The organism is Pseudomonas sp. YQ_6, assembly GCF_043103245.1.
Classification (GTDB): Bacteria; Pseudomonadota; Gammaproteobacteria; order Pseudomonadales; family Pseudomonadaceae; genus Aquipseudomonas; species Aquipseudomonas alloputida.
Genome location: NZ_JBICJR010000061.1, coordinates 118,543 through 141,122, shown reverse-complemented (window position 1 = coordinate 141,122; position 22,580 = coordinate 118,543). Strand labels below are relative to the sequence as shown.

Below are 22,580 nucleotides of genomic sequence, written 5' to 3'. Positions count from 1 at the left end.
CCTTCGCGGGCAAGCCCGCTCCTGCACAGGTCATTGCGGCCCTTGTAGGAGCGGGCTTGCCCGCGAAGGGATGCATAGCGGCCCCAATGCATTTTCACCCCCAAACAAGGCCCGAACGGCGCTACACTCTGCACCCCGACCGATACGGCCAACACGAGGCTCCTGCATGCAGTATCGCGACTTGCGCGACTTCATCCGTGGCCTGGAACAGCGCGGCGAGCTCAAGCGCATCCAGGTACCGATCTCCCCCGTCCTGGAAATGACCGAGGTCTGCGACCGCACCCTGCGCGCCAAGGGCCCGGCATTGCTGTTCGAAAAGCCCACCGGCTTCGATATCCCCGTGCTGGGCAACCTGTTCGGTACCCCGGAGCGGGTGGCCATGGGCATGGGCGCCGAGTCGGTCAGCGAACTACGGCAAATCGGCAAGCTACTGGCCTTCCTCAAGGAGCCCGAGCCGCCCAAGGGCCTGAAGGACGCCTGGTCGAAGCTGCCGATCTTCAAGAAGGTCGTGTCGATGGCGCCAAAAGTGGTCAAGGACGCGGTGTGCCAGGAAGTGGTGGTCGAGGGTGACGATGTCGACCTTGGCACGCTGCCGATTCAGCACTGCTGGCCTGGCGACGTGGCGCCGCTGATTACCTGGGGCCTCACAGTGACCCGGGGCCCGAACAAGGACCGCCAGAACCTGGGCATCTACCGCCAGCAGGTGATCGGCCGCAACAAGGTGATCATGCGCTGGCTCAGCCACCGTGGCGGCGCCCTCGACTACCGAGAGTGGTGCGAGAAGAACCCCGGCCAGCCGTTTCCGGTCGCCGTGGCCCTGGGCGCTGACCCGGCGACCATTCTCGGCGCCGTGACCCCGGTCCCGGACACCCTATCCGAGTACGCCTTCGCCGGCCTGCTGCGGGGCAATCGCACCGAGCTGGTCAAGTGCCGTGGCAGCAACCTGCAGGTACCGGCAACCGCCGAGATCATTCTGGAAGGGGTGATCCACCCGGGCGAAATGGCCCCGGAAGGCCCGTACGGCGATCACACGGGCTACTACAACGAAGTGGACAGTTTCCCGGTGTTCACTGTCGAGCGCATCACCCACCGGCAAAAACCGATCTACCACAGCACCTACACCGGCCGGCCGCCAGATGAGCCGGCCATTCTCGGCGTGGCGCTGAACGAAGTCTTCGTGCCGATCCTGCAGAAGCAGTTCCCGGAAATCACCGACTTCTACCTGCCGCCGGAAGGCTGCTCGTACCGCATGGCGGTGGTGACCATGAAGAAACAGTACCCCGGCCACGCCAAGCGCGTAATGCTGGGTGTGTGGTCGTTCCTGCGACAGTTCATGTACACCAAGTTCGTTATTGTCACCGATGACGATATCAACGCTCGTGACTGGAACGATGTGATCTGGGCCATTACCACGCGCATGGACCCCAAGCGTGATACGGTAATGATTGACAACACTCCGATCGACTACCTGGACTTTGCGTCACCGGTGTCGGGGCTGGGTTCGAAGATGGGCCTGGACGCTACTCACAAGTGGCCGGGCGAGACTACACGCGAATGGGGCCGGGTCATCGTCAAGGATGAGGCCGTCACCCGCCGTATCGATGAGCTGTGGGATCAGTTGGGAATAGATTGATGCAGGTAACGTTGCAGCCGTCCGGGGCGGTGCTGGCGCTTGAACCCGGGGAAAGGATCCTGGATGGAGCACGGCGGCTGGGCTATGACTGCCCAAACAGCTGCCGCAATGGCAATTGCCATGTTTGCGCCGCGTTGTTGGTTGAAGGGCGGGTTCGCCAGGATGGCGAAGTCCGCGACCATGGCGAGTTGTTCACCTGCATTGCCGAACCGCTGGAGGACTGCGTGTTGCTCTGGGACGGTGTGCTTGCCTTGGGCGAACTGCCAGTGCGCAAGCTGGCGTGCAGCGTCAGTGAGTGCGTCGACGTCGGCGGCGACGTCTGGCGGGTGCGCCTGCGTGCGCCTGCCGGCAAGCCTCTGCGCTACCACGCGGGGCAATACCTGATGATCGAACGTGAGGGCGGCAAGCAGGCAGCCTTCTCGCTGGCGTCCGCGCCACATGCCGGGCGTGAACTGGAGCTGCATGTGCTGGCGCGTGAGCCCAGTGCGGTGCAACTGATCGACCAGCTCAGGCGAAATGGCCTGGCGCGCATCGAAATGCCGTTTGGCGACACCCATCTGGCCGAGCTGCCTGACGGGCCGCTGGTGCTGATTGCCGCTGGCACCGGCATGGGCCAGATGCACAGCCTGGTCGAGCACTGCCGGGCTCAGGGCTTCAAGCACCCGGTACACCTGTACTGGGGGGTGCGCCGGCCGGAGGATTTCTATCAGATCGAACACTGGGACGAATGGCAGCGCCTGCCTAACCTGTTCCTGCATCAAGTGGTCAGCGACCTGTGCGGCTGGGAAGGTCGCTGCGGCATGCTGCATGAAGCGGTCTGCGAAGACATTGCCGACCTCAATAGCGTGCATGTGTATGCCAGCGGCTCACCGAACATGATCTATGCCACGCTCGACGCCCTGGTCGAAGCCGGTATGGATGCGCACCGCATGCGTGCCGATGTGTTTGCCTACGCGCCGCGCGGTTAATAACCGAAGTTTGAAAGTGTCGGTATAAGGCGGTAATTGTTACCGCCTTGGCCAATAACTTTCACCGCTGCTGAAACAGTACTTCCCAATCGTCGGAGACGCGTATGAAACGCGTGCTCAAAGGCTTGAGTATTCCTGCAATTCTGGCCTATGGTTACTGCAAGCGCCCTTGGTACAGCGGCCTGGGGCCGCAGCGTAATCGAATCTCGCTACATCCGTAGTTCACAGGAATAATGGCGGCAGCTTATGTCGGCACTTGAAAGTATGTCTTGGGAAGTTTCATACCCTCCGGCACTCGATTTCGGTCAGCAACATACTCGCGAACAGTTGTTCAGCTCCATGAAAACAACCATGTCCAGGCACCAGGGCGGGCCGGTGTGGCTGTTTGCCTATGGCTCGTTGATCTGGCGCCCGGAGTGCAATTCGGTGGAGCGCCAGCGCGCGCGGGTACATGGCTATCACCGTGGCTTGTACCTGTGGTCGCATGAACATCGCGGTACCCCGGAAACGCCCGGCCTGGTGTTTGGCCTGGACCGCGGTGGTTCCTGCAGCGGCTTTGCCTACCGGCTGGATGAACGCAACCTGGACGACTCACTGATGGCCTTGTGGCAACGCGAGATGCCCTATCCGGCCTACCGGCCGCACTGGCTCAACTGCCGCCTGGGCGATGGTAGCAAGGTGCAGGCCTTGGGCTTTGTACTGGAGCGGCATCTGCCGTGCTATGCCGGCAACTTGCCGGATACCTTGCTCAGCCAGATCCTGGCCAGTGCCAAGGGGCGTTATGGCACCACGCGGGACTATGTCGAGCAGACCTTGAATGCACTGCGCAGTCACCAGATGCCCGATCGCAACCTGGAAGCGCGATTCAGGCGTTGCCACAATCTGCGCGAAGTCTGAGCAACCTGTTCCGGCCTCTTCGCGGGTAAACCCTGTAGGAGCGGGTTTACCCGCGAATACGGTGGTGGCGACAACGGTGAACGGCGGGTGGAATTGGCCGGCAGGCCCGCCCCCTTCGCGGGTAAACCCGCTCCTACAGGCGACCGCGCAGAGGCCCGTACTGCCTTACCTGGCCAGCACCACCAACTTACCCACAGCCTGCCGTTGCCCCAGCTTCTCGATAGCAGCCCCGGCTTCTGCCAGTGGATAAGTCCGCGACACCAGCGGCTTCAACTTGCCCTCGGCATGCCAGGCAAACAGCTGGTGGAAGTTGGCCGCGTTGTCCTCCGGCTGGCGCTGGGCAAATGCCCCCCAGAACACGCCCAGTACTGCCGCGCCCTTGAGCAGCACCAGGTTGGCCGCCAGTTGTGGAATGCTGCCGCTGGCAAAACCCACCACCAAGAGCCTGCCATTCCAGGCCAGCCCGCGCACCGCTTGTTCGAACAGCTCGCCACCGACCGGGTCATAGATCATGTCCACGCCCTGGCCGCCGGTCAGGCGTTTGATTTCTTCGCGCAGGTTGGCCTGGCTGTAGTCGATCAGCTCATCCGCCCCGGCAGCCTTGGCCACGGCCAGTTTCTCGGCACTGCTGGCCGCCGCGATCACCCGCGCGCCCATGGCCTTGCCGATCTCCACCGCCGCCAGGCCCACCCCGCCGGAAGCGCCCAGTACCAGCAGGGTCTCGCCGGCTTGCAACTGGCCACGCTGGCGCAGGGCGTGCATCGAGGTACCGTAGGTCATGCCGAAGGCCGCAGCGGTGGTGAAGTCCATGCTTACCGGGATCGGCAGAACGTTATAGAACGGCACCGCCACTTGCTCGGCGAACGCACCCCAGCCGGTGAGCGCCATGACCCGGTCACCTACCTTGAACGCGCCGGCCTTTTCGCCGACGGCGGCCACCACGCCCGCTGCCTCGCCACCTGGAGAGAACGGCAGCGGTGGCTGGAACTGGTACTTGCCTTCGATGATCAAGGTGTCGGGAAAGTTGACCCCGGCAGCCTGCACGTCCAGCAGGATCTCGTTCTTCTTCGGCAGTGGGCTGGCCACTTCTTCCAGCACCAGGTTACGCGCCGGACCCAGGGTTTTGCACAACACAGCTTTCATCGGGGCTATTCCTTTGCGGGTAGTGGCCGATAAGTGTAGGAGGGCCGCTTGGCAGGTCAACGAGCATGGCCCGCCCTGATGGGCCGGCATAAGCCCGGGCTTGGGTTTGAGCGGTGTGCTGGGTAAGCTGGCGCCAACTGTATTGAGGAGCGAATTCGTGAAAGCGTGGATCATGATGGTGCTGGCGCTGCTGCTGCCGGCTGCGGCCATGGCCGAGGAAGCCAAGGAAGGGGTGCCCAAGGTCGCCTACATCAGTCTGAGCCCGCCCTTCGTTGGCAACTATGCGCTCGACGGCAGCCCGCGGCTGCGCGTGTACAAGGCTGACGTGGCCCTGCGCGTGACGGGCGACGAAGCGGCCAAGACGGTGAAGCACCACGAACCGCTGATCCGTAACCAGCTGGTGGCACTGTTCACCCAGCAGACGGTGGACAGCATGAGCAACGTCGAGGCCAAGGAGCATCTTCGCCAAGAGGCGCTGAAACAGGTGCAGCAGGTGCTGGAGGCGGAAGAGGGCAAGCCGATCGTTGAAGACTTGCTGTTCAACAACCTGATTGTGCAGTGACCTGAAACAGTGTGAGGTCCATCACTGGTAAGTCGGATTGAATCCAGGCTTACCCCGTGTGTAGGACCCTTCTGTCTTTCCTGTAAGCCATGCTGGGCCAAGTGCGACATGATCTACACGGTGGCTACCTCCAGATTGGACAGATGTCGGGTCAAATCGCGGCAAGGAAGTGGTCGGGAATACATGACCTTTAAAATGCGGCCAGAGCATTTCGCCGCCGTGAGGGCTGCAGTTGGCTTTACGCTGGGTTTCACACATCCAGCAACAGAGCGGTCTGTTGTCAATGTTACGCTCGATGCGTGATAATCAGCCTGTTCCCGCAAGGGGCTTGTAAGACTCTGAGGATCCTGGTTCGACCAGCAATTACAGAGCCGGGCAGGTATATGGCGATGACAAGTCGACCTGTCTGTGAGTAGGGCGCCGAAAGGCGCCCTTTGTCTTTGTGCCAGTTTTCCAATTTTCGGCGGACGCTCGCGCATGCCTTCAAGACGCCAGGCTCCGACGAAACCGTACCAGCGCCACGCTGAAGAACACCAGGCCGATCAGGCCCAGCGCCAGGATATCCGGCCATACCACCGCCCACCCGGCATCCCGGAACAGGATTGCGGCACTCAGGCTGACAAAGTGCGTTGAGGGTGACCCTTGCATCACCCACTGCAGCCACTGCGGCATACTGTCCAGAGGTGTGCTGCCGCCGGACAGCAACAGCATCGGGATGATCACCGGGATCGCCAGCAGGCCGAACTGCGGCGTCGAGCGCGCCAGGGTGGCGAGGAAAATACCCAGCGATGTACTGGCGAACAGGTACAGCGCGGTCACGGCCAGGAACAGCCCCATCGAGCCAGACAGCGGCACGCCCAGTGCACCTTTGACGACTACCACCAACGAAATCCAGGTGCAGATCACCACCACCAGCGCGTTGCTGCCGATCTTGGCCAGCATGATCTCCAGCGCGGTCAGCGGCAGCACCAACAGGTGGTCGAGGGTGCCGTGCTCACGCTCACGCAGCAGCGCGGTGCCAGTGAGGATGATCGCCAGGATGGTGATGTTGTTGACGATCTGGATCACAGCCAGAAACCAGCCCCCCTCCAGGTTGGGGTTGAACAGCGCCTTGGGGTTGATCAGCACCGGGCTTTGCACGTTGCCACGTTGGCTGTAGTCGAGCAGCTCACGCTCGAAGATGCGGCCGATGTAGCCGGCGCCCATGAACGCTTGGCTCATGGCCGTGGCATCGACGTTGATCTGCAGCTCCGGCGAGCGCCCGGCCAGCAGGTCGCTCTGGAAGTTCACCGGTACGTTGATGACGAAGGTGTACTGGCCGCTGTCCATGGCCTGGTCCAGGCGGTCCGGGGGCAGCGGCACGGCTGGCTGGAACTCGGGCGGTTGCAGGGCTTCGCTGAGCTTGCGCGAGAGCAGGCTATGGTCTTCATCCACCACCGCCACGCTGGCGTTGTGTACGCCGATCACCGAGCCGGCTGCCGGCATGTAGATCGCCACGCTGAAGGCATATAGCAGGAACAGCAGCAGGACGCTGTCATGGCGCAGGCTGGTCAGTTCTTTCAGGCCCACGCGCAGGGTGTGGTTCAGGCGCGACATGTCAGGCCTCCTGCTTTTTCAGCATTGCCAGGCTCAGGCCGGTGAACGCGGCAAAGAAGCTCAGCAGAATCAGGCACTGCGGCCACAATTCGCGCAGGCCTAACGCCTTGGTGAAGGTGCCGACTGCGATGTCGAGGAAGTAGCCCGCCGGGAACAACTGGCCCATCACCGCTGCTGCGCCGTCCAGCGACGAGCGTGGCACGATCAGCCCGGAAAACTGGATGGTCGGCAGGCTGGTAATGATCATGGTGCCGAGAATGGCGGCGATCTGGGTGCGGGTGAATGCCGAAATCAGCAGGCCCAGGCTGGTGGTTGCCAGCAGGTAGGCCACACCGCCACATGCCAAAGCCAGTACGCTGCCCTTGAGCGGTACGGCGAACAGCCAGCGGTTCATCGCCACCAGCAGCGCCAGGTTGACCAGGCTCACAGCCAGGTAAGGCATCTGCTTGCCAAGCAGGAATTCCAGGCGGGTGAGGGGGGTGGCGTAGAAGTTGGTGATGGAGCCGAGCTCCTTCTCGCGCACGATGCCCAGTGCCGTGAGCATGGCCGGAATGAAGGCCAGTATCAGTGCCATCACGCCCGGTCCGATGGCGTTCACGCTGACCACATCCTGGTTGTAGCGGAAACGCGTTTCCAGGCGCACCGGGTCCTGGCGTGGCTGCGGTTGTGGGCTGACCTTTGCCAGTTGCTCCAGGTTGGCCTGGTGCACGGCTTCCACGTAGTTGCGGCTGGTTTCTGCGCGGAACGGCATGCCACCGTCGAGCCAGGCAGCCACCACCGGCTGGCGCCCTGCGTACAGGTCGCGGCCAAAGCCGGGCGGAATCTCCAGTGCCAGTTTGATTTCCGAGCGTTGCAGGCGCTGGTGCAGCTCGCTGCTGTCGCGGATCGGCGCCTGTTCGGCAAAGTAGCGTGAGCCACGGAAGGCTTCGAGGTAGGCACGACTTTGCGGGCTCTGGTCCTGATCGTGCACGGCAAAGGCGAGGTTTTCCACATCCAGTGAAATGCCGTAGCCGAAGATCACCATCATGAACACTGCACCCAGTAAGGCGAAGGCCAGGCGCACCTTGTCGCGCAGCAGCTCCTTGCCCTCACGGCCGGCCACTGCCAGCAGGCGGCGCAGGCTGAAGCCCTGGCGTAGCGGTAGGGTGGGGGTGGACGCCTGTTCCAGCACACTGCTGTCGGTGGCGGTTGGCGCCAGTTCCTGGGCCTGTTCCAGGCAGCGGACGAACGCGTCCTCCAGTGTGTCGCCCTGGTACTGGTGCTGCAGGGCATCGGGCGTGTCGCAGGCCAGCACCCGCCCGGCGTGCATCAGGGAAATACGATCGCAGCGCTGGGCTTCGTTCATGAAGTGGGTGGAGAGGAAAATGGTCACGCCCTGCTCGCGGGACAGCTCTACCAGCAGGCGCCAGAAGTCGTCGCGGGCGGCCGGGTCGACGCCGGAGGTCGGTTCGTCGAGGATCAACACTTCCGGACGATGTAGAACCGCCACTGCCAGCGACAGGCGCTGGCGCAAACCAAGGGGCAGGGCGCCAGACGGTTGGTCGGCGATAGCTGCAAGGTCGAAGCGCTCGATCAGCTCATCGATGCGCTGGGCGCTCTCGGCTTTGGGCAAGTCGAACAGGCGGGCATGCAGGGCCAGGTTCTGCCGGGTGCTGAGCTCGCCATACAGAGAGAAACTCTGCGACATGAAGCCGACCCGCTTGCGTGTGGCCAGGTCGCTGGCGTCCACCGGGCGACCCAGCAGGCTGGCGCTGCCCTCGCTGGCCGGCATCAGGCCGGTAAGCACTTTCATGGTGGTGGTCTTGCCGCAACCGTTGGACCCCAGGAAGCCGAAGATCTCCCCGCGACCAATGGCGAAACTGACCTTGTTCACCGCTGTGAAGTCGCCAAAACGCAGGGTCAGGTCGTGTGCCTCGATGGCGACCGGGCCGTCCGTGGCTTGGCGCGGCGGGATTGCCAGTGGTTGATGCTGCGCCTTGCCCGCGCCCTGGTAATGGGTAAAGGCGTCATCCAGTTTGCCGCTCGGGGTGACTGCAGCCAGTTCGTGGCTAGGGCCGGCGGCCAGCAGCCGGCCGCCATCGAGCATCAGGCAATGCTCGAACTGTTCGGCTTCTTCCATGTAGGCGGTAGCCACCAGCAGGGTCAGTTGCGGGCGTTGTGCGCGAACCTGTTCAACCAGCTCCCAGAAGCGCCGCCGCGACAGTGGGTCGACGCCGGTGGTCGGCTCGTCCAGGATAAGCAGGTCTGGCTCGTGGATCAGCGCGCAGCAAAGGCCCAGCTTCTGCTTCATGCCACCCGACAGCTTGCCGGCCGGGCGCTGGGCAAAGCGCTGCAGGTCGGTGGCCTGCAACAGATTGGCCATGCGCTGCTCACTCTCGCGGCGGCCCAGCCCGAACAGGGTGGCGAAAAAGCGGATGTTCTCGCTGATCGACAGTTCCGGGTACAGGTTGTTGCCCAGCCCCTGCGGCATGAACGCCACTTTGGGGTAGAGCGCCGTGCGATGGCGGCGTTGGCGGATCGAGCCGCCCAGCACCTGCAGCTCTCCCTGCTGTAGGCGTTTCACGCCGGCGATCAGCCCCAGCAGGGTCGATTTGCCAGCCCCGTCAGGGCCGATCAGCGCGCAGCGGGTACCCACAGGGAGGCTGAAGCCTAGTGGGTGGAGGGCTATCAGATCGCCGTAACGGTGGCTGATGCCTTCGGCCAGCAGTGCCGGGGCGTTCATTGCAGGTTGGCCGGCCAGTCCACCTCAGCCGTGCGTACATAGCCGGCGCCTGGCATGCCTGGTTTGGCTTGCGGCACGGCGCCCGGGTCGCTCAGGCGCAGTTTGACCCGGAACACCAGCTTTTGCCGTTCGTCGCGGATTTCCACCTGTTTAGGGGTGAACTGGGCCTTGGCTGCGACAAAGGCCACCTTGGCCGGCAGCGCGCGCTCGGGCAGGGCGTCGAGCACGATGCGCGCCTGGTCGCCTACGGTCAGTCGGCCGCTGGTGGACGCCGGCAGGTACAGGTTCATGTACTGGTCGCTGGGGTCGATCAGCATCAGCACACGACCGCCGGCACCCAGCACTTCACCGGGTTCGGCCAGGCGCAGCTGGATGATGCCGTTGATGGGCGCACGCAGGCTGCTGTCGTCGATTTCACTGGTGAGCTGCGCCACTTGAGCTTCGGCGGCGCCAATGGCGGCCTTGATCGCTGCCAGTTGGGCGCGGGCAGCCACTACTGCTGCGTTTGCCGTGTCAAAGCGCGCCTGCTGTTGGTCGAGCAACTGCTGGCTGGCGAACTTGCGCTGGAAGATTTCGCGTACGCGCTTGAGCTCCTGGCTGGCCAACAGCAGTTCACTCTGGCGCAGTTGCACGCTGGCCTGGGCGGCGGCGTAGTTTTCCCGGGCGCGCAGCACTTCGGCTTCGGCCTGGCTGCGCTGGGCTTCCATGGTGCGGGTGTCGATGCGCGCCAGTAGCTGGCCACGGGTCACGTTGTCGCCTTCATCGACCAGTACTTCGGCCAGGCGACCGGGGATCTTGCTGGCGATCTGCACTTCGGTGGCTTCAAGGCGGCCGTTGCCCATGCTCAGGCCTTCGGGCAACTGGTCGTGGAGCGACTTCCAGTACCCCAGCCCGCCGGCTGCAGCGAGCAGTGCGATCAGTGCAGTGGCGAAGATTCTAGGGGCATATCGGTTCATCGTTCAGCATCCTTGCGGTCATGCACGGTACATCATGCCTGGCGGCCATGTGTGGCGTGTTGATATCGGTCAAGCCCTTGACCTTAGCTGCCTATTCAGCGCAATGCGACAATCACCGCCCATTGCTCGGGCGTTACCGGCATGACCGACAGGCGGCTGCCTTTCTGCACCAGCGGCAACTCGACCAGACCGGCCTGCTGTTTCAGTCGCCCCAGTTCCAGCACCCTTGGGAAAGTTTGTACGTGGGCCACATCCACCGCGCTCCACGGGTTCTTGTCGGTCGTGGCCTTGGCGTCGTGATAATGGCTTTCAGGGTCCAGCGCGGTCGGGTCGGGGTAGGCTGCGCGGGTGATTCTGGCAATGCCGGCGATGCCGGGTTGCGGGCAGCTGGAGTGGTAGAAGAAGAATTCGTCACCCACGCTCATGGCCCGCAGAAAATTACGCGCCTGATAGTTGCGCACGCCGTCCCAGCGCGCTTCACCCAAGCGTGCAAGGGCTTCGATGGAGAGCTCGTCGGGCTCGGATTTCATCAGCCAGTAAGCCATGAATGCTGCTCCTGAAAAGGTTTGAAATAACCTGTTGCACCAAACCGACAGCCGGTTGGCGTCAAGGTTTGCGTGCGGACGCATGTTGTCGGAAAATGCGCCCCGTTTAAAGCGCGTGCGCCGGCGGTACCCAGAATATCGCCGAGTACTGAACAGTTTGCCTGGGGGGCAATCTTCGATGAATCAACGTAAAAAGCCGGATCTGCTGTGGATCCTGGTGTTCATTTTTGGCCTGGGTGTGGTCACTACCGGTTATGCGCAAGGCTTCTGGGAGCGCAAGCTGGACAACGCCTATCAGATGCCGGTCGACGCCAGCCAGCCACAACGTTGATACCCCCCCCCCGCTGGCGCCGCTCAACGTGGCGCCAGGTACCAGCCACGGTCCGAGACCGTGCCCTGCAGCGGAACATCCCAACTGGCCTGCGCCAGCCGCTCGACCTTCTGGCATTCATGCGCCAGCCCCAGCAGCAATGGTTTTTTCCAGGTTTGCCGACGCGCCTGGTAGGCCAGGCTGCGATCATAGAAGCCACCGCCCATACCCAAGCGGCCGCCCACTTCGTCAAACCCGACCAGCGGTAGCAGAATCAGGTCCAGCGCCCAGATCGGCCGCTGGCGTTTGCGATCGATAATCGGCTCTGGAATACGAAAGCGGTTGGGCTTGAGCTTCTCACCCTGCTCAAAACGCTGGAACACCATGCGCGTGCGCGGCCAGGCGTGCAGTACCGGCAGGTAGATGCACTTGCCGCGACGCTGGGCTTCGCGCATCAGCAGGCGAGGGTCGATTTCACCGTCGTTGGGGAGGTACAGGGCAATGTGGCGGGCGCGGCGGAACAAGGGGTGTTGCGCCAGCTGGCGGTACAGGCCGAGGGTGGCCTGGCGTTGCTGGGCAGGGGTAAGGGCGCGGCGGGCATTGCGAAGCAGGCGACGTAGCTGGGGGCGGGTGAGCGGCACGTTTTCGGTCATGGCACGGGCGATCCCAGATGTGCTGGCTTTAGTACGAACAGTGCCTGCGGGTGAATCGTCGTACAAAGCTTGAATAAAGTCGGCCAAAACGAATTGCCCGCCGGTGGGCGGGCAAGGAAATTCAGGCTCCCCGATAAGACCGCTATCGGTGTAGCCCTTGAACCCGAAAGTTCAAGGTGGAGATTGCAGGGGGCGTTAAGGCTTTCCGTCGGGCGGACATGCACACCGGCCCCAGCGTGCAACCCCCGTGGTTGTGCGTATCGGCTCAGGGACATAACCGACTGGCGCATCCCCCAGGGAGTGGCGCCAGTATACCAATCTCAGCCGATTTTGGTATCCGTGTCGTCGGACAAAGCCTTATCTACCCGATCCAGCAGGTCGCGCACCTGTTCGCGGTTCGTGCCGGTGACTGGCGCGTCGTTGCGGTCTTCCTGGCGGTGCAGCATTTCGTGGGTAATGTTCAACGCTGCCATGACCGCGATGCGGTCGGCACCGATCACCTTGCCGCTGCTGCGAATTTCGCGCATCTTGCCGTCCAGGTAGCGCGCAGCGCTGACCAGGTTGTTGCGCTCTTCCGGCGGGCAGATGATCGAGTATTCCTTGTCGAGGATCTGCACGGTGACGCTATTGCTTGAACTCATGAGTCTTGCTCCAGAGCCTTGAGGCGTAAAATCATCGACTCGACTTTGCGCTTGGCGATCTCGTTCTTTTCGATGAGGTGGGCGCGCTCTTCGCGCCAGGATTTTTCCTGAGCTACTAGGAGTGCATTTTGCCGTTTTAGTTGCTCGACGCGTTCGATCAGCAACTCGAATCGGCTCATCAGTGCCTGCAGGTCGTTCTCTTGCGTGGGTTGCACTCGATTCGCTCCGTCGTTGACTCACCTGGCGATGATGCCTCTCCCTGGGCGGCAACGGCCAGTGCCGATGGTCTTGGCGCGCCTGCCGGTGCTAGGATACAAGGTCTTCATTCTAGACATTGCGCCGTCTGGCGCCTAGCTGCCCATGCCCAATACTCAATCGCCCTACAACGCTTTCGCCATGCTGCTCTCGAGCAATGGCCATCCTGTCACCCCGGCCGAACTGCACGGCCTGCTGATTGGCCGCAGCTGCGCCGGCGCCGGCTTCGATGCCGATGCCTGGTTGGCCGATGCCGCCCAACTGCTGGAAATCGAGCCTGGTGACAGTGTCCGCAATGCCTTGGTCGGCTTGCAGGAAATGGTCAAGGGTGAGCTGACCAGCGACGACATGGCGATTGTCCTGCTGCTGCCTTCCGATGATGCTGCACTGAGCGACCGCGCCACCGCGCTGGGCCAGTGGTGCCAAGGCTTCGTGACCGGTTTCGGCCTGAACGCTGGCGGTAAGGACTTGTCCGACGAGGCCAAGGAAGTGCTGCAGGACCTGGTGGCCATTTCGCAGGTCCAGGAAGCGCTCGAAGAGTCCGAGGACGGTGAGAGCGACTACATGGAAGTCATGGAATACCTGCGCGTGGCGCCCCTGCTGCTGTTCTCCGAGCTGGCCAAGCCGGCCGCACCCGCGCCCAAGCCCTCGCTGCACTGATCAACCAAGGGTAGTCTGCCCATGAGCCACATTCCCAAGGCCGAGTATGCCCGTCGGCGCAAGGCGCTGATGGCGCAGATGGTCCCCAACAGCATCGCCATTCTGCCCGCCGCTGCGGTTGCCATCCGCAACCGCGACGTCGAGCACGTGTACCGCCAGGACAGCGACTTCCAGTACCTCAGCGGCTTCCCGGAGCCCGAGGCGGTGATTGCTTTGATTCCAGGGCGTGAGCATGGCGAGTACGTGCTGTTCTGCCGTGAACGCAACCCCGAGCGCGAGCTGTGGGACGGCCTGCGGGCCGGCCAGGAAGGGGCGGTGCGCGATTTCGGCGCTGACGATGCCTTCCCCATCACGGATATCGACGAGATCCTGCCTGGCCTGATCGAAGGCCGCGAGCGGGTCTACAGCGCCATGGGCAGCAACCCGGAGTTCGACCGCCGTCTGATGGACTGGATCAACGTGATCCGCTCCAAGGCACGCCTGGGCGCCCAGCCACCGAACGAGTTCGTTGCGCTGGATCATCTGCTGCACGATATGCGCCTGTATAAATCGGCGGCGGAAGTGAAGGTGATGCGTGCTGCTGCAGACATTTCTGCGCGGGCCCATGTGCGGGCCATGCAGGCCTGCCGCGCCGGGCTGCACGAGTACAGCCTGGAAGCCGAGCTGGACTACGAATTCCGCAAGGGCGGGGCGAAGATGCCGGCCTACGGCTCGATCGTTGCGGCCGGGCGCAATGGCTGCATCCTGCACTATCAACAGAACGATGCGCCGCTCAAGGATGGCGACCTGGTGCTGATCGACGCCGGCTGCGAAATCGACTGCTATGCCAGCGACATCACCCGCACCTTCCCGGTCAGTGGGCGGTTTTCGCCAGAGCAGAAGGCCATCTACGAGCTGGTGCTCAAGGCTCAGGCGGCGGCGTTTGCCGAAATAGCCCCCGGCAAGCACTGGAACCACGCCCATGAGGCGACCGTGCGGGTCATCACCGCGGGCCTGGTGGAGCTGGGCTTGCTCGAAGGTGATGTGCAGGCGCTGATCGACAGCGAAGCGTATCGCGCCTTCTACATGCACCGCGCCGGGCACTGGCTGGGCATGGATGTGCACGACGTGGGCGAGTACAAGGTGGGCGGCGAGTGGCGGGTACTGGAACCTGGCATGGCGCTGACCGTGGAGCCGGGTATCTACATTGGCGCCGACAATCAGGCTGTGGCCAAAAAGTGGCGCGGCATTGGGGTAAGGATCGAGGACGACGTGGTAGTGACCAGGCAAGGTTGTGAAATCCTGACTTCGGGCGTGCCGCGTACGGTCGCCGAGATCGAGGCGCTGATGCAGGCTGCCCGCAAGGCCGTGGCATGAGCCGGGTAAACCTGGCGATCATCGGCGGTGGCCTGGTTGGCGCAAGCCTGGCTTTGGCCCTGCAGGCCGGCGCCAAGGCGCGCGGCTGGAAGATCCTGCTGATCGAGCCGTTCGCCCCCGGCGACAGCTACCAGCCCAGCTACGATGCGCGCTCGTCGGCATTGTCCTTCGGCACCCAGCAGATTTATCAGCAACTGGGCCTGTGGCAGGCCATCGGTCGCCGCGCCGAGCCTATTCGCCAGATTCACGTGTCCGACCGTGGTCGCTTTGGCGCCACCCGCCTGGATGCCCTGGAAGAGGGCGTACCGGCGCTGGGTTACGTGGTGGAAAACGCCTGGCTCGGCCAGTGCCTGTGGCAAGGGCTGGACAGCGAGGTGGTGAGCTGGCGCTGCCCGGCCGAAGTGACCTCGATGCAGGCCATCGAGCGCGGTTATCGCCTGCGGCTGAACGATGACACCCAGCTGGAATGTGACCTGGCGGTACTGGCCGATGGTGGCCGCTCTGGCCTGCGTGAGCAGTTGGGTATCCATGTGCGCCACACGCCGTACCAGCAGAGCGCGTTGATCGCCAACATTACCCCGGGTGAGGCCCACGGCGGCCAGGCTTTCGAGCGCTTCACCGAAGAGGGCCCCATGGCCTTGCTGCCGTTGCCGGAAAACCGCTGCGCACTGGTGTGGACCCGCCAGGGCATGGATGCGCGGCGTCTGGCCGACATCGACGAGCGCAGCTTCCTGCGCGAACTGCAGGGTGTGTTCGGATACCGCCTGGGCGCGCTGCGCCAGGTGGGCGCACGGCACCTCTACCCGCTGTCCTTGATCGAGGCCCAGGAGCAGGTGCGGCCGCACCTGGTGGTGCTGGGCAACGCAGCACACAGCCTGCACCCCATCGCGGGCCAGGGTTTCAATCTGTCGTTGCGTGATGTGCAGGCCCTGGCCGAAGCGCTGCTGGCGGGGCCACAGCAGCCTGGCGATCTGACCACGTTGCAGGCCTATCACCAGCGCCAGCGCCTGGACCAGGCGATGACCATCGGCTTCTCCGACCAGGTCACCCGCCTCTTCGGCAGCAATCAGCCGTTGCTGACGGCCGGGCGCAACCTTGGCCTGCTCGGGCTCGACCTGTTGCCACCGGCAAAAAGCTGGTTCGCACGCCAGGCGATGGGCCTGGGCACCCGCCCTGATCCGCGGGGCCAGGCATGAGCAACCCGCGTAAACTGGCGCGTCGGGCGCGCATGCTGCGCTGGATGCTGAACCTCTACCCACCGTACCTGGGTGCCGGTATCCGTGTGCAGCACATCAGCCCGGACCTGCGTAGTGTCAAGGTGGCGATGAAACTGACTCGCTGGAACCGCAATTACGTCGGTACCCAGTTCGGTGGCAGCCTGTATGCCATGGTCGACCCGTTCTACATGCTGTTGCTGATTGAGCAGCTGGGGCGCGACTACATCGTCTGGGACAAGGCCGCCAGCATCGATTTCATCTCGCCGGGCAAAGGCCCGGTTTATGCCGAATTCCACGTCGATGATGCGCTGCTGGACGAAATCCGCCAGCAGGCCGCCACCGGCAAGAAATGCCTGCCGCGTTTGCAGGTCGATATCCGCGATGGCGCCGGCGAGTTGGTGGCGCGGGTCGATAAAACCCTATACGTGCGGCTCAAGCCGCAAGCGAGGCAGGCGTAAGGCATGGAAATGCGCGCAGATCTGTTGATTGTCGGTGCCGGTATGGTCGGCAGCGCCCTGGCCTTGGCGTTGCGCCACAGTGGCCTGCAAATTCTGTTGCTCGATGGTGGCCCGCTGACGGTCGTACCCTTCGATGCCCAGGCTCCGTTCGAACCGCGTGTCAGCGCGCTATCGGCGGCCAGCCAGCGCATCCTCGAGCGCCTCGGCGCCTGGGACGGCATTGCCCAGCGGCGCGCCACGCCGTATTCCGACATGCATGTGTGGGATGGCAGCGGCACCGGTCAGATTCACTTCTCGGCGGCCAGTGTGCATGCCCAGGTGCTCGGCCATATCGTCGAGAACCGGGTGGTGCAGGACGGCCTGCTGGAGCGCCTGCACGACAGCGACATCGGCCTGCTGGCCAATGCGCGGCTGGAGCAATTACGTCGCTCCGGCGATGAGTGGCTGCTGACCCTGGCGGATGGCCGGCAACTGCGGGCACCGTTGGTGATCGCTGCCGACGGTGCCAATTCGGCGGTGCGGCGTCTGGCCGGCTGCGAAACCCGCGAATGGGATTACCTGCACCATGCCATTGTCACCAGCGTGCGTTGCAGCGCCGGGCACCAGGCCACGGCCTGGCAGCGCTTCACTGACGAAGGTCCACTGGCGTTCCTGCCGTTGACCCGCGATGGTCAGCAGGACTGGTGCTCGATCGTCTGGTCGACCACCCCGGAGCATGCCGAGCAGCTGATGGCGATGGATGAAGCGGCCTTCCTGCAGGCCCTGGAGCGGGCCTTCGAAGGGCGTCTGGGGGAGGTGCTGCAGGCCGACCCACGGGTGTGCGTGCCGCTGCGCCAGCGTCACGCCAAGCGCTACGTAGATGAAGGCCTGGCCTTGATCGGTGATGCTGCACACACCATTCACCCGCTGGCCGGGCAGGGTGTGAACCTGGGCTTTCTCGACGCGGCGGTGCTGGCTGAGGTGCTGGTCAATGCTTGCGAGCGCGGCGAGAGACTGGCCGATGTGAAGGTGCTGAGCCGTTACGAGCGCCGGCGCATGCCACACAACCTGGCGTTGATGGCGGCGATGGAGGGCTTCGAGAGATTGTTCCAGGCTGATCCGCTGCCGTTGCGCTGGTTGCGCAACAGCGGGTTGAAACTGGTTGAGCAAATGCCGGAGGCCAAGGCGCTATTTGTGCGCCAGGCGTTGGGTTTGAGTGGTGACCTGCCAGATCTGGCCAAGGCTTGAGAGTGGCGGGGCCGCTCTGCGGCCCTTTCGCGACACAAGGCCGCTCCCACAGCGCAACCAACCTGTGGCCTTGTGTCGTGATCGGCTGCGTAGCAGTCCTTTGCAACATCCGGTAACGCCTAGATAGGTGAGCCAGAAAATGGGATTCACTACCATTCGCACCTCTCATATGATCGAGGAGTGCTTAAAATGTTGCCACGCAAGCCCCTACTGGCCGCCTTGGCCCTGACCCTGTTCGGCGGCACTGCCCAGGCAGCGGACGAAGTGGTGGTGTACTCCTCGCGCATCGACGAGCTGATCAAGCCGGTGTTCGATGCCTATACCGCCAAGACCGGGGTCAAGATCAAGTTCATCACCGACAAGGAAGCCCCGCTGATGCAGCGCATCAAGGCCGAGGGCGACAATGGTGTGGCCGACCTGCTGCTGACCGTCGATGCAGGCAACCTGTGGCAGGCCGAGCAGATGGGCATTCTGCAGCCGATCGAGTCCGACGTCATCGACCAGAACATCCCGGCGCAGTACCGCGCCTCGTCCCATGACTGGACCGGCCTGAGCCTGCGCGCCCGCACCATCATCTACTCCACCGAGCGGGTCAAACCCGAGGAGTTGAGCACCTACGAAGCCCTGGCTGACAAACAGTGGGAAGGCCGTCTGTGCCTGCGCACGGCCAAGAAGGTGTACAACCAGTCGCTGACCGCCACCCTGATCGAAACCCACGGTGAGGCCAAGACCGAGAAAATCGTCAAAGGGTGGGTCAACAACCTGTCCACCGATGTGTTCTCCGACGACAACGCGGTGATCCAGGCCATCGAGGCCGGGCAGTGTGATGTGGGCGTGGTCAACACCTACTACTACGGCCGTCTGCACAAGCAGAACCCGAACCTGCCGGTGAAGATCTTCTGGCCCAATCAGGGTGACCGTGGCGTGCACGTGAACCTGTCGGGCATCGGCCTGACCAAGCATGCGCCACACCCGGAAGCCGCGAAGAAACTGGTGGAATGGATGACCGGCGAAGAAGCGCAAAAGCTTTTTGCTGATATCAACCAGGAGTTCCCGGCCAACCCGAAGGTGAAACCATCGGAGGAAGTGGCGGCGTGGGGCAGCTTCAAGGCCGATAGCATTCCGGTGGAAATTGCCGGCAAGCGCCAGGCTGAAGCCATTCGCCTGATGGATCGGGCTGGTTACAACTAAGCGCCAGGCTTTATCCTCTTTGGGCCCGTTAGGGCCCTTTCGCGGGTAAACCCGCTCCTACAGGATCTGCACTGCCTTTGAAGGCTGCGCGGTCCCTGTAGGAGCGGGTTTACCCGCGAACGACCGCAAAGCGGTCGCAAATCAGCCACAGAGACATTCAATTTGCCCCACACCCCCCAACGCCGCTGGTACCTCCCGGTCTCCCTGATCGCCGCCTTGGTGCTGCTGCCCCTGAGCGTGCTGCTGTTGTCCTGGCAATCCATCGACCTGCAGATCTGGTCCCACCTGCTCGACACCCAGATGGGGCGCCTGCTCGGCAATACCCTGACCCTGGTGGTGGGCGTGGGCATTGGTGTGACCGTGCTGGGCGTCAGCCTGGCCTGGCTTACCAGCCTCTGCGACTTCCCCGGTCGACGCTGGCTGGACTGGGCGCTGATGTTACCGTTCGCCATCCCGGCCTACGTGCTGGCGTTTGTCTTCGTCGGCCTGCTGGACTTTGCCGGCCCGGTGCAAAGCGCCCTGCGCGAGGTGTTTGGGCCAATGCGCCTGCCTCGGGTGCGTTCCACCGGTGGGGTAATCACCGTCCTGGTGCTGGTCTTCTATCCCTATGTCTACTTGTTGGCGCGCACGGCTTTCCTGGCTCAGGGCAAGGGCCTGATGGAGGCGGCGCGGGTACTTGGGTTATCGCCCCTGCAGGCTTTCTGGCGGGTGGCCTTACCCATGGCTCGGCCGGCGATCGGTGCCGGTATCGCCCTGGCGCTGATGGAAACCCTGGCTGACTTCGGTGCAGTGGCCGTATTCAACTTCGACACCTTCACCACAGCCATCTACAAGACCTGGTACGGCTTTTTCAGCTTGTCCAGTGCGGCCCAGCTGGCCAGCCTGCTGCTGCTGGCGGTGATGCTGGTGCTGTACGGCGAGCGCCGCGCCCGCGGTGCCAGTCGGAGCGGCAACGAACGGCCGCGCGCGCAGGCGCTTTATCACCTGCGTGGTCTCAAGGCACTGTTGGCCAGTGGCTGGTGCCTGCTGGTGTTCGCCTGCGCTTTCGTCATCCCGCTGTTGCAGTTGCTGGTGTGGTTCTGGCAACGCGGTCGGCATGACCTGGATGAGCGTTATGTCGGCCTGGTGCTGCACACCCTGTACCTGGGCAGCATGGCGGCGCTGGTCACGGTATGTGTGGCGCTGCTGCTGGCCTTTGCCCGGCGCCAGGCACCGACGGGCGGTATCCGCGCCGGGGTTGGCCTGGCCAATCTGGGGTATGCCCTGCCCGGTTCGGTGTTGGCGGTATCGATCATGCTGGCCTTCAGTTACCTCGACAACCACCTGGTCATCCCGTTGTCCAGCTGGCTGGGTGGCGCCGGCAAGCCGCTGCTGCTAGGTAGCCTCTCGGCGTTGCTGCTGGCCTACCTGGTGCGCTTCATCGCGGTGGCCTACGGGCCGCTGGAGAGCAGCCTGGAGCGCATCCGCCCGTCACTCCCTGAAGCCTCGCGCAGCCTGGGTGTTGGCGGCACAAGATTGTTTTTCACGGTGTATCTACCGCTGCTGGTGCCGGGGGCACTTAGCGCCGCGCTGCTGGTATTCGTCGATGTGCTCAAGGAAATGCCCGCCACCTTGCTGATGCGGCCGTTCGGCTGGGACACCCTCGCCGTGCGGGTGTTTGAGATGACCAGCGAAGGCGAGTGGGCGCGAGCCTCGCTGCCGGCACTGACCTTGGTATTGGTGGGGCTGCTGCCGGTCATCGGCCTGATTCGCCGTTCGGCACGTCGACCCGGTCACAGTCACTGAGGATGTCAGTTTGCGACCTTGCGGCTACAATGCGCGGCATTCGCGCGGCGGGTGTGAGTAACAAGAAAAGCTGACGACCCAACGTCATCGACCGCCGCCGCTTCGCCACGCCCGGAAGGAGAAACCCATGGGACAGCGCACGCTTTTGTATGACCTGCACCTGGCGTTAGGCGCCAAGACGGTCGATTTCGGTGGCTGGGACATGCCCCTGCACTATGGCTCGCAGGTCGAGGAGCACCACCAGGTGCGCAGCGATTGCGGCGTCTTCGATGTCTCCCATATGACCGTGATCGATGTTGGCGGCAATGATGCCACTGTTTGGCTGCAGCACTTGCTGGCCAACGACGTGGCCCGCCTCGACGACACCGGCAAGGCGCTGTATAGCCCACTGCTGAACGAACAGGGCGGGGTGATCGATGATCTGATCGTCTACCGCACTGAAACCGGATATCGCCTGGTCACCAACGCCGCCACCCGTGCCAAGGTGCTCGATTGGCTGCAATCGCAGCGTGCCGGTTTTTCCGTGGACTTCCAGGTTCGCCCTGATTTGGCCATCCTTGCCATCCAGGGGCCGCGGGCCCGCGAAAAGGTCGCGGCCCTGCTCAGCCCCGCGCGCGCTGCACTCATCCGCGAACTACGCCCGTTCGAGGGCGTTGCCGATGGCGACTGGTTCATTGCCCGCACCGGTTATACCGGCGAGGACGGCCTGGAGATCATTTTCCCGGGCGATCAGGCGGTGGCCTTCTTCAATGACCTGGTCGGCGCCGGTATCGCCCCAAGCGGCCTGGGCGCCCGCGATACCCTGCGCCTGGAAGCCGGCATGAACCTGTACGGCCAGGACATCGACGAAAACCACACCCCGCTCACCTCCAACCTGGGCTGGAGCATCGCCTGGGAACCGGCCGAGCGCAACTTCATCGGCCGTGTCGGCCTGCTTGCGGAAATCGAGCACGGCGTGCAGGAAAAACTGGTGGGTCTGGTGCTGGAAGAGCGTGGTGTACTGCGCGCCCATCAGGTCGTGCGTGTAGCCGGCATTGGCGAAGGGGAGATCACCAGTGGTAGTTTCTCGCCTACGCTGAGCAAGTCCATTGCGTTGGCGCGCGTGCCTATGGCTACCGGTGATCGGGCCGAGGTGGAAATTCGCGGCAAGTGGTACCCGGTGCGGGTGGTCAAACCGACCTTCGTGCGCCACGGCAAGATCCTGATCTGAACAATTTATAACCGGCGGGCGTACCGCTGAGCCAATCGAGGAATTCAAGACATGAGCAATATCCCCGCCGAACTGCGTTTTGCCGAAAGCCATGAGTGGGCTCGCCTGGAAGCCGACGGCAGTGTGACCGTGGGTATCAGCGATCACGCCCAGCAAGCCTTGGGTGATGTGGTGTTCGTCGAACTGGCGGAAGTCGGCAAAGTGTTTGGCGCTGGCGACCCTGCGGGTGTAGTTGAGTCGGTCAAGGCCGCTTCGGACATCTACGCCCCGGTCGGTGGCGAAGTGATTGCGGTCAACGAAGAGTTGGCTGAGAACCCGGAACTGCTCAACGAAGAGCCTTACGATTCGTGGATCTTCAAATTGAAGCCAAGCAACCCGGCCGAGCTGGACAACTTGCTGGATGCGGCTGGTTACCAGGCGCTGATTGGCGAGTAAGACCGTGTCGCTTGCTTCGCGGCTAAAGCCGCTCCTACACAGGTGCAGCGCTGCACTCGAGACGGGTGCAGCCCCTGTAGGAGCGGCTTTAGCCGCGAAGAGGCCGGGCCTGCAAACAAGTTTCCCCGCACAATCGGCAATCCCTTCCTAGACTTGTAAG

General features: G+C 63.3%; 22 protein-coding genes and 1 other RNA gene. 14 read left to right on the top strand and 9 right to left on the bottom strand.

Features of this window, described 5'->3' with window-relative positions:
• Window positions 1-166 precede the first annotated feature (166 nt).
• The 3 genes from ubiD (at window position 167) to ACF8FG_RS21250 (ending at window position 3,498) form a co-directional block, all read left to right on the top strand.
• On the top strand, window positions 167-1,633 hold the full coding sequence (gene ubiD / locus ACF8FG_RS21260; RefSeq protein ID WP_392519187.1) for a 4-hydroxy-3-polyprenylbenzoate decarboxylase: 1,467 nt from the start codon (window positions 167-169) through the stop codon (window positions 1,631-1,633).
• Entirely contained in the window at window positions 1,633-2,601 is a 969-nt protein-coding gene (locus tag ACF8FG_RS21255) for a CDP-6-deoxy-delta-3,4-glucoseen reductase (protein WP_014592804.1), read from the top strand. The genes ubiD and ACF8FG_RS21255 overlap by 1 nt, the downstream gene beginning before the upstream one ends.
• 246 nt (window positions 2,602-2,847) lie before the next feature.
• Window positions 2,848-3,498, top strand: coding sequence for a gamma-glutamylcyclotransferase (locus ACF8FG_RS21250; protein ID WP_012054059.1), 651 nt, complete (start codon window positions 2,848-2,850; stop codon window positions 3,496-3,498).
• Window positions 3,499-3,663: 165 nt separating this feature from the next.
• On the opposite strand, the gene ACF8FG_RS21245 is transcribed toward ACF8FG_RS21250, so the two are convergent.
• Complete coding sequence (locus ACF8FG_RS21245; protein ID WP_318080046.1) at window positions 3,664-4,641, bottom strand: NADPH:quinone oxidoreductase family protein; 978 nt, start codon at window positions 4,639-4,641, stop codon at window positions 3,664-3,666.
• Window positions 4,642-4,798: 157 nt separating this feature from the next.
• Between ACF8FG_RS21245 and ACF8FG_RS21240 the strand changes: the two genes are divergently transcribed.
• Complete coding sequence (locus tag ACF8FG_RS21240) at window positions 4,799-5,203, top strand: flagellar basal body-associated protein FliL (protein ID WP_014592802.1); 405 nt, start codon at window positions 4,799-4,801, stop codon at window positions 5,201-5,203.
• 483 nt (window positions 5,204-5,686) lie between these two features.
• Here ACF8FG_RS21240 and ACF8FG_RS21235 read toward each other — a convergent pair whose 3' ends face one another.
• The 4 genes from ACF8FG_RS21235 to ACF8FG_RS21220 form a co-directional block, all read right to left on the bottom strand.
• Entirely contained in the window at window positions 5,687-6,799 is a 1,113-nt protein-coding gene (locus ACF8FG_RS21235) for an ABC transporter permease (protein ID WP_053867777.1), read from the bottom strand.
• Window position 6,800: 1 nt separating this feature from the next.
• On the bottom strand, window positions 6,801-9,521 hold the full coding sequence (gene rbbA, locus ACF8FG_RS21230) for a ribosome-associated ATPase/putative transporter RbbA (protein ID WP_014592800.1): 2,721 nt from the start codon (window positions 9,519-9,521) through the stop codon (window positions 6,801-6,803).
• Window positions 9,518-10,477: an HlyD family secretion protein gene (locus ACF8FG_RS21225; protein ID WP_392519184.1), complete on the bottom strand. Its 960-nt coding sequence runs from the start codon at window positions 10,475-10,477 to the stop codon at window positions 9,518-9,520. The genes rbbA and ACF8FG_RS21225 overlap by 4 nt, the downstream gene beginning before the upstream one ends.
• A gap of 95 nt (window positions 10,478-10,572) precedes the next feature.
• Window positions 10,573-11,022, bottom strand: coding sequence for an EVE domain-containing protein (locus tag ACF8FG_RS21220; protein WP_010955729.1), 450 nt, complete (start codon window positions 11,020-11,022; stop codon window positions 10,573-10,575).
• Window positions 11,023-11,200: 178 nt separating this feature from the next.
• Between ACF8FG_RS21220 and ACF8FG_RS21215 the strand changes: the two genes are divergently transcribed.
• Complete coding sequence (locus tag ACF8FG_RS21215) at window positions 11,201-11,353, top strand: hypothetical protein (RefSeq protein WP_003253683.1); 153 nt, start codon at window positions 11,201-11,203, stop codon at window positions 11,351-11,353.
• A 23-nt stretch (window positions 11,354-11,376) separates the two neighbouring features.
• Here the strand turns inward: ACF8FG_RS21215 and ACF8FG_RS21210 are convergent, their stop codons facing one another.
• The 4 genes from ACF8FG_RS21210 to ACF8FG_RS21195 form a co-directional block, all read right to left on the bottom strand.
• A complete protein-coding gene (locus ACF8FG_RS21210) occupies window positions 11,377-11,985 on the bottom strand; it encodes a 5-formyltetrahydrofolate cyclo-ligase (protein ID WP_010955727.1) in 609 nt (202 codons plus the stop codon).
• A 123-nt stretch (window positions 11,986-12,108) separates the two neighbouring features.
• Window positions 12,109-12,288: non-coding RNA, 6S RNA (ssrS, locus tag ACF8FG_RS21205), on the bottom strand.
• A 17-nt stretch (window positions 12,289-12,305) separates the two neighbouring features.
• Window positions 12,306-12,626, bottom strand: a complete 321-nt coding sequence (locus ACF8FG_RS21200) for a cell division protein ZapA (RefSeq protein ID WP_010955726.1) — start codon at window positions 12,624-12,626, stop codon at window positions 12,306-12,308.
• The gene (locus tag ACF8FG_RS21195) at window positions 12,623-12,805 is read right to left on the bottom strand and encodes a TIGR02449 family protein (protein ID WP_029886233.1); all 183 of its coding nucleotides are present in this window, start codon (window positions 12,803-12,805) and stop codon (window positions 12,623-12,625) included. The genes ACF8FG_RS21200 and ACF8FG_RS21195 overlap by 4 nt, the downstream gene beginning before the upstream one ends.
• A 181-nt stretch (window positions 12,806-12,986) precedes the next feature.
• On the opposite strand from ACF8FG_RS21195, the gene ACF8FG_RS21190 reads away from it, so the two are divergent.
• From ACF8FG_RS21190 to gcvH, 9 genes are all read left to right on the top strand, one after another.
• Window positions 12,987-13,541, top strand: a complete 555-nt coding sequence (locus ACF8FG_RS21190) for a YecA family protein (RefSeq protein WP_014592797.1) — start codon at window positions 12,987-12,989, stop codon at window positions 13,539-13,541.
• Window positions 13,542-13,562: 21 nt separating this feature from the next.
• Entirely contained in the window at window positions 13,563-14,897 is a 1,335-nt protein-coding gene (pepP, locus tag ACF8FG_RS21185) for a Xaa-Pro aminopeptidase (RefSeq protein WP_003253692.1), read from the top strand.
• Window positions 14,894-16,093, top strand: coding sequence for a 2-octaprenyl-6-methoxyphenyl hydroxylase (gene ubiH, locus ACF8FG_RS21180; protein WP_014592796.1), 1,200 nt, complete (start codon window positions 14,894-14,896; stop codon window positions 16,091-16,093). The genes pepP and ubiH overlap by 4 nt, the downstream gene beginning before the upstream one ends.
• Complete coding sequence (locus ACF8FG_RS21175) at window positions 16,090-16,572, top strand: DUF4442 domain-containing protein (RefSeq protein ID WP_010955722.1); 483 nt, start codon at window positions 16,090-16,092, stop codon at window positions 16,570-16,572. The genes ubiH and ACF8FG_RS21175 overlap by 4 nt, the downstream gene beginning before the upstream one ends.
• Window positions 16,573-16,581: 9 nt before the next feature.
• Window positions 16,582-17,799: a 2-octaprenyl-3-methyl-6-methoxy-1,4-benzoquinol hydroxylase gene (locus ACF8FG_RS21170; RefSeq protein WP_162912022.1), complete on the top strand. Its 1,218-nt coding sequence runs from the start codon at window positions 16,582-16,584 to the stop codon at window positions 17,797-17,799.
• 189 nt (window positions 17,800-17,988) lie between these two features.
• Window positions 17,989-18,990 carry an extracellular solute-binding protein gene (locus ACF8FG_RS21165; RefSeq protein WP_019437296.1) on the top strand — a complete coding sequence of 334 codons (1,002 nt, stop codon included), beginning with the start codon at window positions 17,989-17,991 and terminating at the stop codon, window positions 18,988-18,990.
• A gap of 162 nt (window positions 18,991-19,152) precedes the next feature.
• Entirely contained in the window at window positions 19,153-20,775 is a 1,623-nt protein-coding gene (locus tag ACF8FG_RS21160) for an iron ABC transporter permease (RefSeq protein WP_019437295.1), read from the top strand.
• A gap of 127 nt (window positions 20,776-20,902) precedes the next feature.
• Window positions 20,903-21,985, top strand: coding sequence for a glycine cleavage system aminomethyltransferase GcvT (gene gcvT / locus ACF8FG_RS21155; RefSeq protein ID WP_019437294.1), 1,083 nt, complete (start codon window positions 20,903-20,905; stop codon window positions 21,983-21,985).
• A gap of 51 nt (window positions 21,986-22,036) precedes the next feature.
• Window positions 22,037-22,420, top strand: a complete 384-nt coding sequence (gene gcvH / locus ACF8FG_RS21150) for a glycine cleavage system protein GcvH (protein WP_014592791.1) — start codon at window positions 22,037-22,039, stop codon at window positions 22,418-22,420.
• The last annotated feature ends 160 nt before the right edge of the window (window positions 22,421-22,580 follow it).

Bases quoted from the DNA above. Each gene is read 5' to 3' on its own strand.
- ubiD (WP_392519187.1), top strand. From the start codon at position 167: ATGCAGTATCGCGACTTGCGCGACTTCATCCGTGGCCTGGAACAGCGC.
- ACF8FG_RS21255 (WP_014592804.1), top strand. From the start codon at position 1,633: ATGCAGGTAACGTTGCAGCCGTCCGGGGCGGTGCTGGCGCTTGAACCC.
- ACF8FG_RS21250 (WP_012054059.1), top strand. From the start codon at position 2,848: ATGTCGGCACTTGAAAGTATGTCTTGGGAAGTTTCATACCCTCCGGCA.
- ACF8FG_RS21245 (WP_318080046.1), bottom strand. From the start codon at position 4,641: ATGAAAGCTGTGTTGTGCAAAACCCTGGGTCCGGCGCGTAACCTGGTG.
- ACF8FG_RS21235 (WP_053867777.1), bottom strand. From the start codon at position 6,799: ATGTCGCGCCTGAACCACACCCTGCGCGTGGGCCTGAAAGAACTGACC.
- rbbA (WP_014592800.1), bottom strand. From the start codon at position 9,521: ATGAACGCCCCGGCACTGCTGGCCGAAGGCATCAGCCACCGTTACGGC.
- ACF8FG_RS21225 (WP_392519184.1), bottom strand. From the start codon at position 10,477: ATGAACCGATATGCCCCTAGAATCTTCGCCACTGCACTGATCGCACTG.
- ACF8FG_RS21220 (WP_010955729.1), bottom strand. From the start codon at position 11,022: ATGGCTTACTGGCTGATGAAATCCGAGCCCGACGAGCTCTCCATCGAA.
- ACF8FG_RS21215 (WP_003253683.1), top strand. From the start codon at position 11,201: ATGAATCAACGTAAAAAGCCGGATCTGCTGTGGATCCTGGTGTTCATT.
- ACF8FG_RS21210 (WP_010955727.1), bottom strand. From the start codon at position 11,985: ATGACCGAAAACGTGCCGCTCACCCGCCCCCAGCTACGTCGCCTGCTT.
- ACF8FG_RS21200 (WP_010955726.1), bottom strand. From the start codon at position 12,626: ATGAGTTCAAGCAATAGCGTCACCGTGCAGATCCTCGACAAGGAATAC.
- ACF8FG_RS21195 (WP_029886233.1), bottom strand. From the start codon at position 12,805: ATGAGCCGATTCGAGTTGCTGATCGAACGCGTCGAGCAACTAAAACGG.
- ACF8FG_RS21190 (WP_014592797.1), top strand. From the start codon at position 12,987: ATGCCCAATACTCAATCGCCCTACAACGCTTTCGCCATGCTGCTCTCG.
- pepP (WP_003253692.1), top strand. From the start codon at position 13,563: ATGAGCCACATTCCCAAGGCCGAGTATGCCCGTCGGCGCAAGGCGCTG.
- ubiH (WP_014592796.1), top strand. From the start codon at position 14,894: ATGAGCCGGGTAAACCTGGCGATCATCGGCGGTGGCCTGGTTGGCGCA.
- ACF8FG_RS21175 (WP_010955722.1), top strand. From the start codon at position 16,090: ATGAGCAACCCGCGTAAACTGGCGCGTCGGGCGCGCATGCTGCGCTGG.
- ACF8FG_RS21170 (WP_162912022.1), top strand. From the start codon at position 16,582: ATGCGCGCAGATCTGTTGATTGTCGGTGCCGGTATGGTCGGCAGCGCC.
- ACF8FG_RS21165 (WP_019437296.1), top strand. From the start codon at position 17,989: ATGTTGCCACGCAAGCCCCTACTGGCCGCCTTGGCCCTGACCCTGTTC.
- gcvT (WP_019437294.1), top strand. From the start codon at position 20,903: ATGGGACAGCGCACGCTTTTGTATGACCTGCACCTGGCGTTAGGCGCC.
- gcvH (WP_014592791.1), top strand. From the start codon at position 22,037: ATGAGCAATATCCCCGCCGAACTGCGTTTTGCCGAAAGCCATGAGTGG.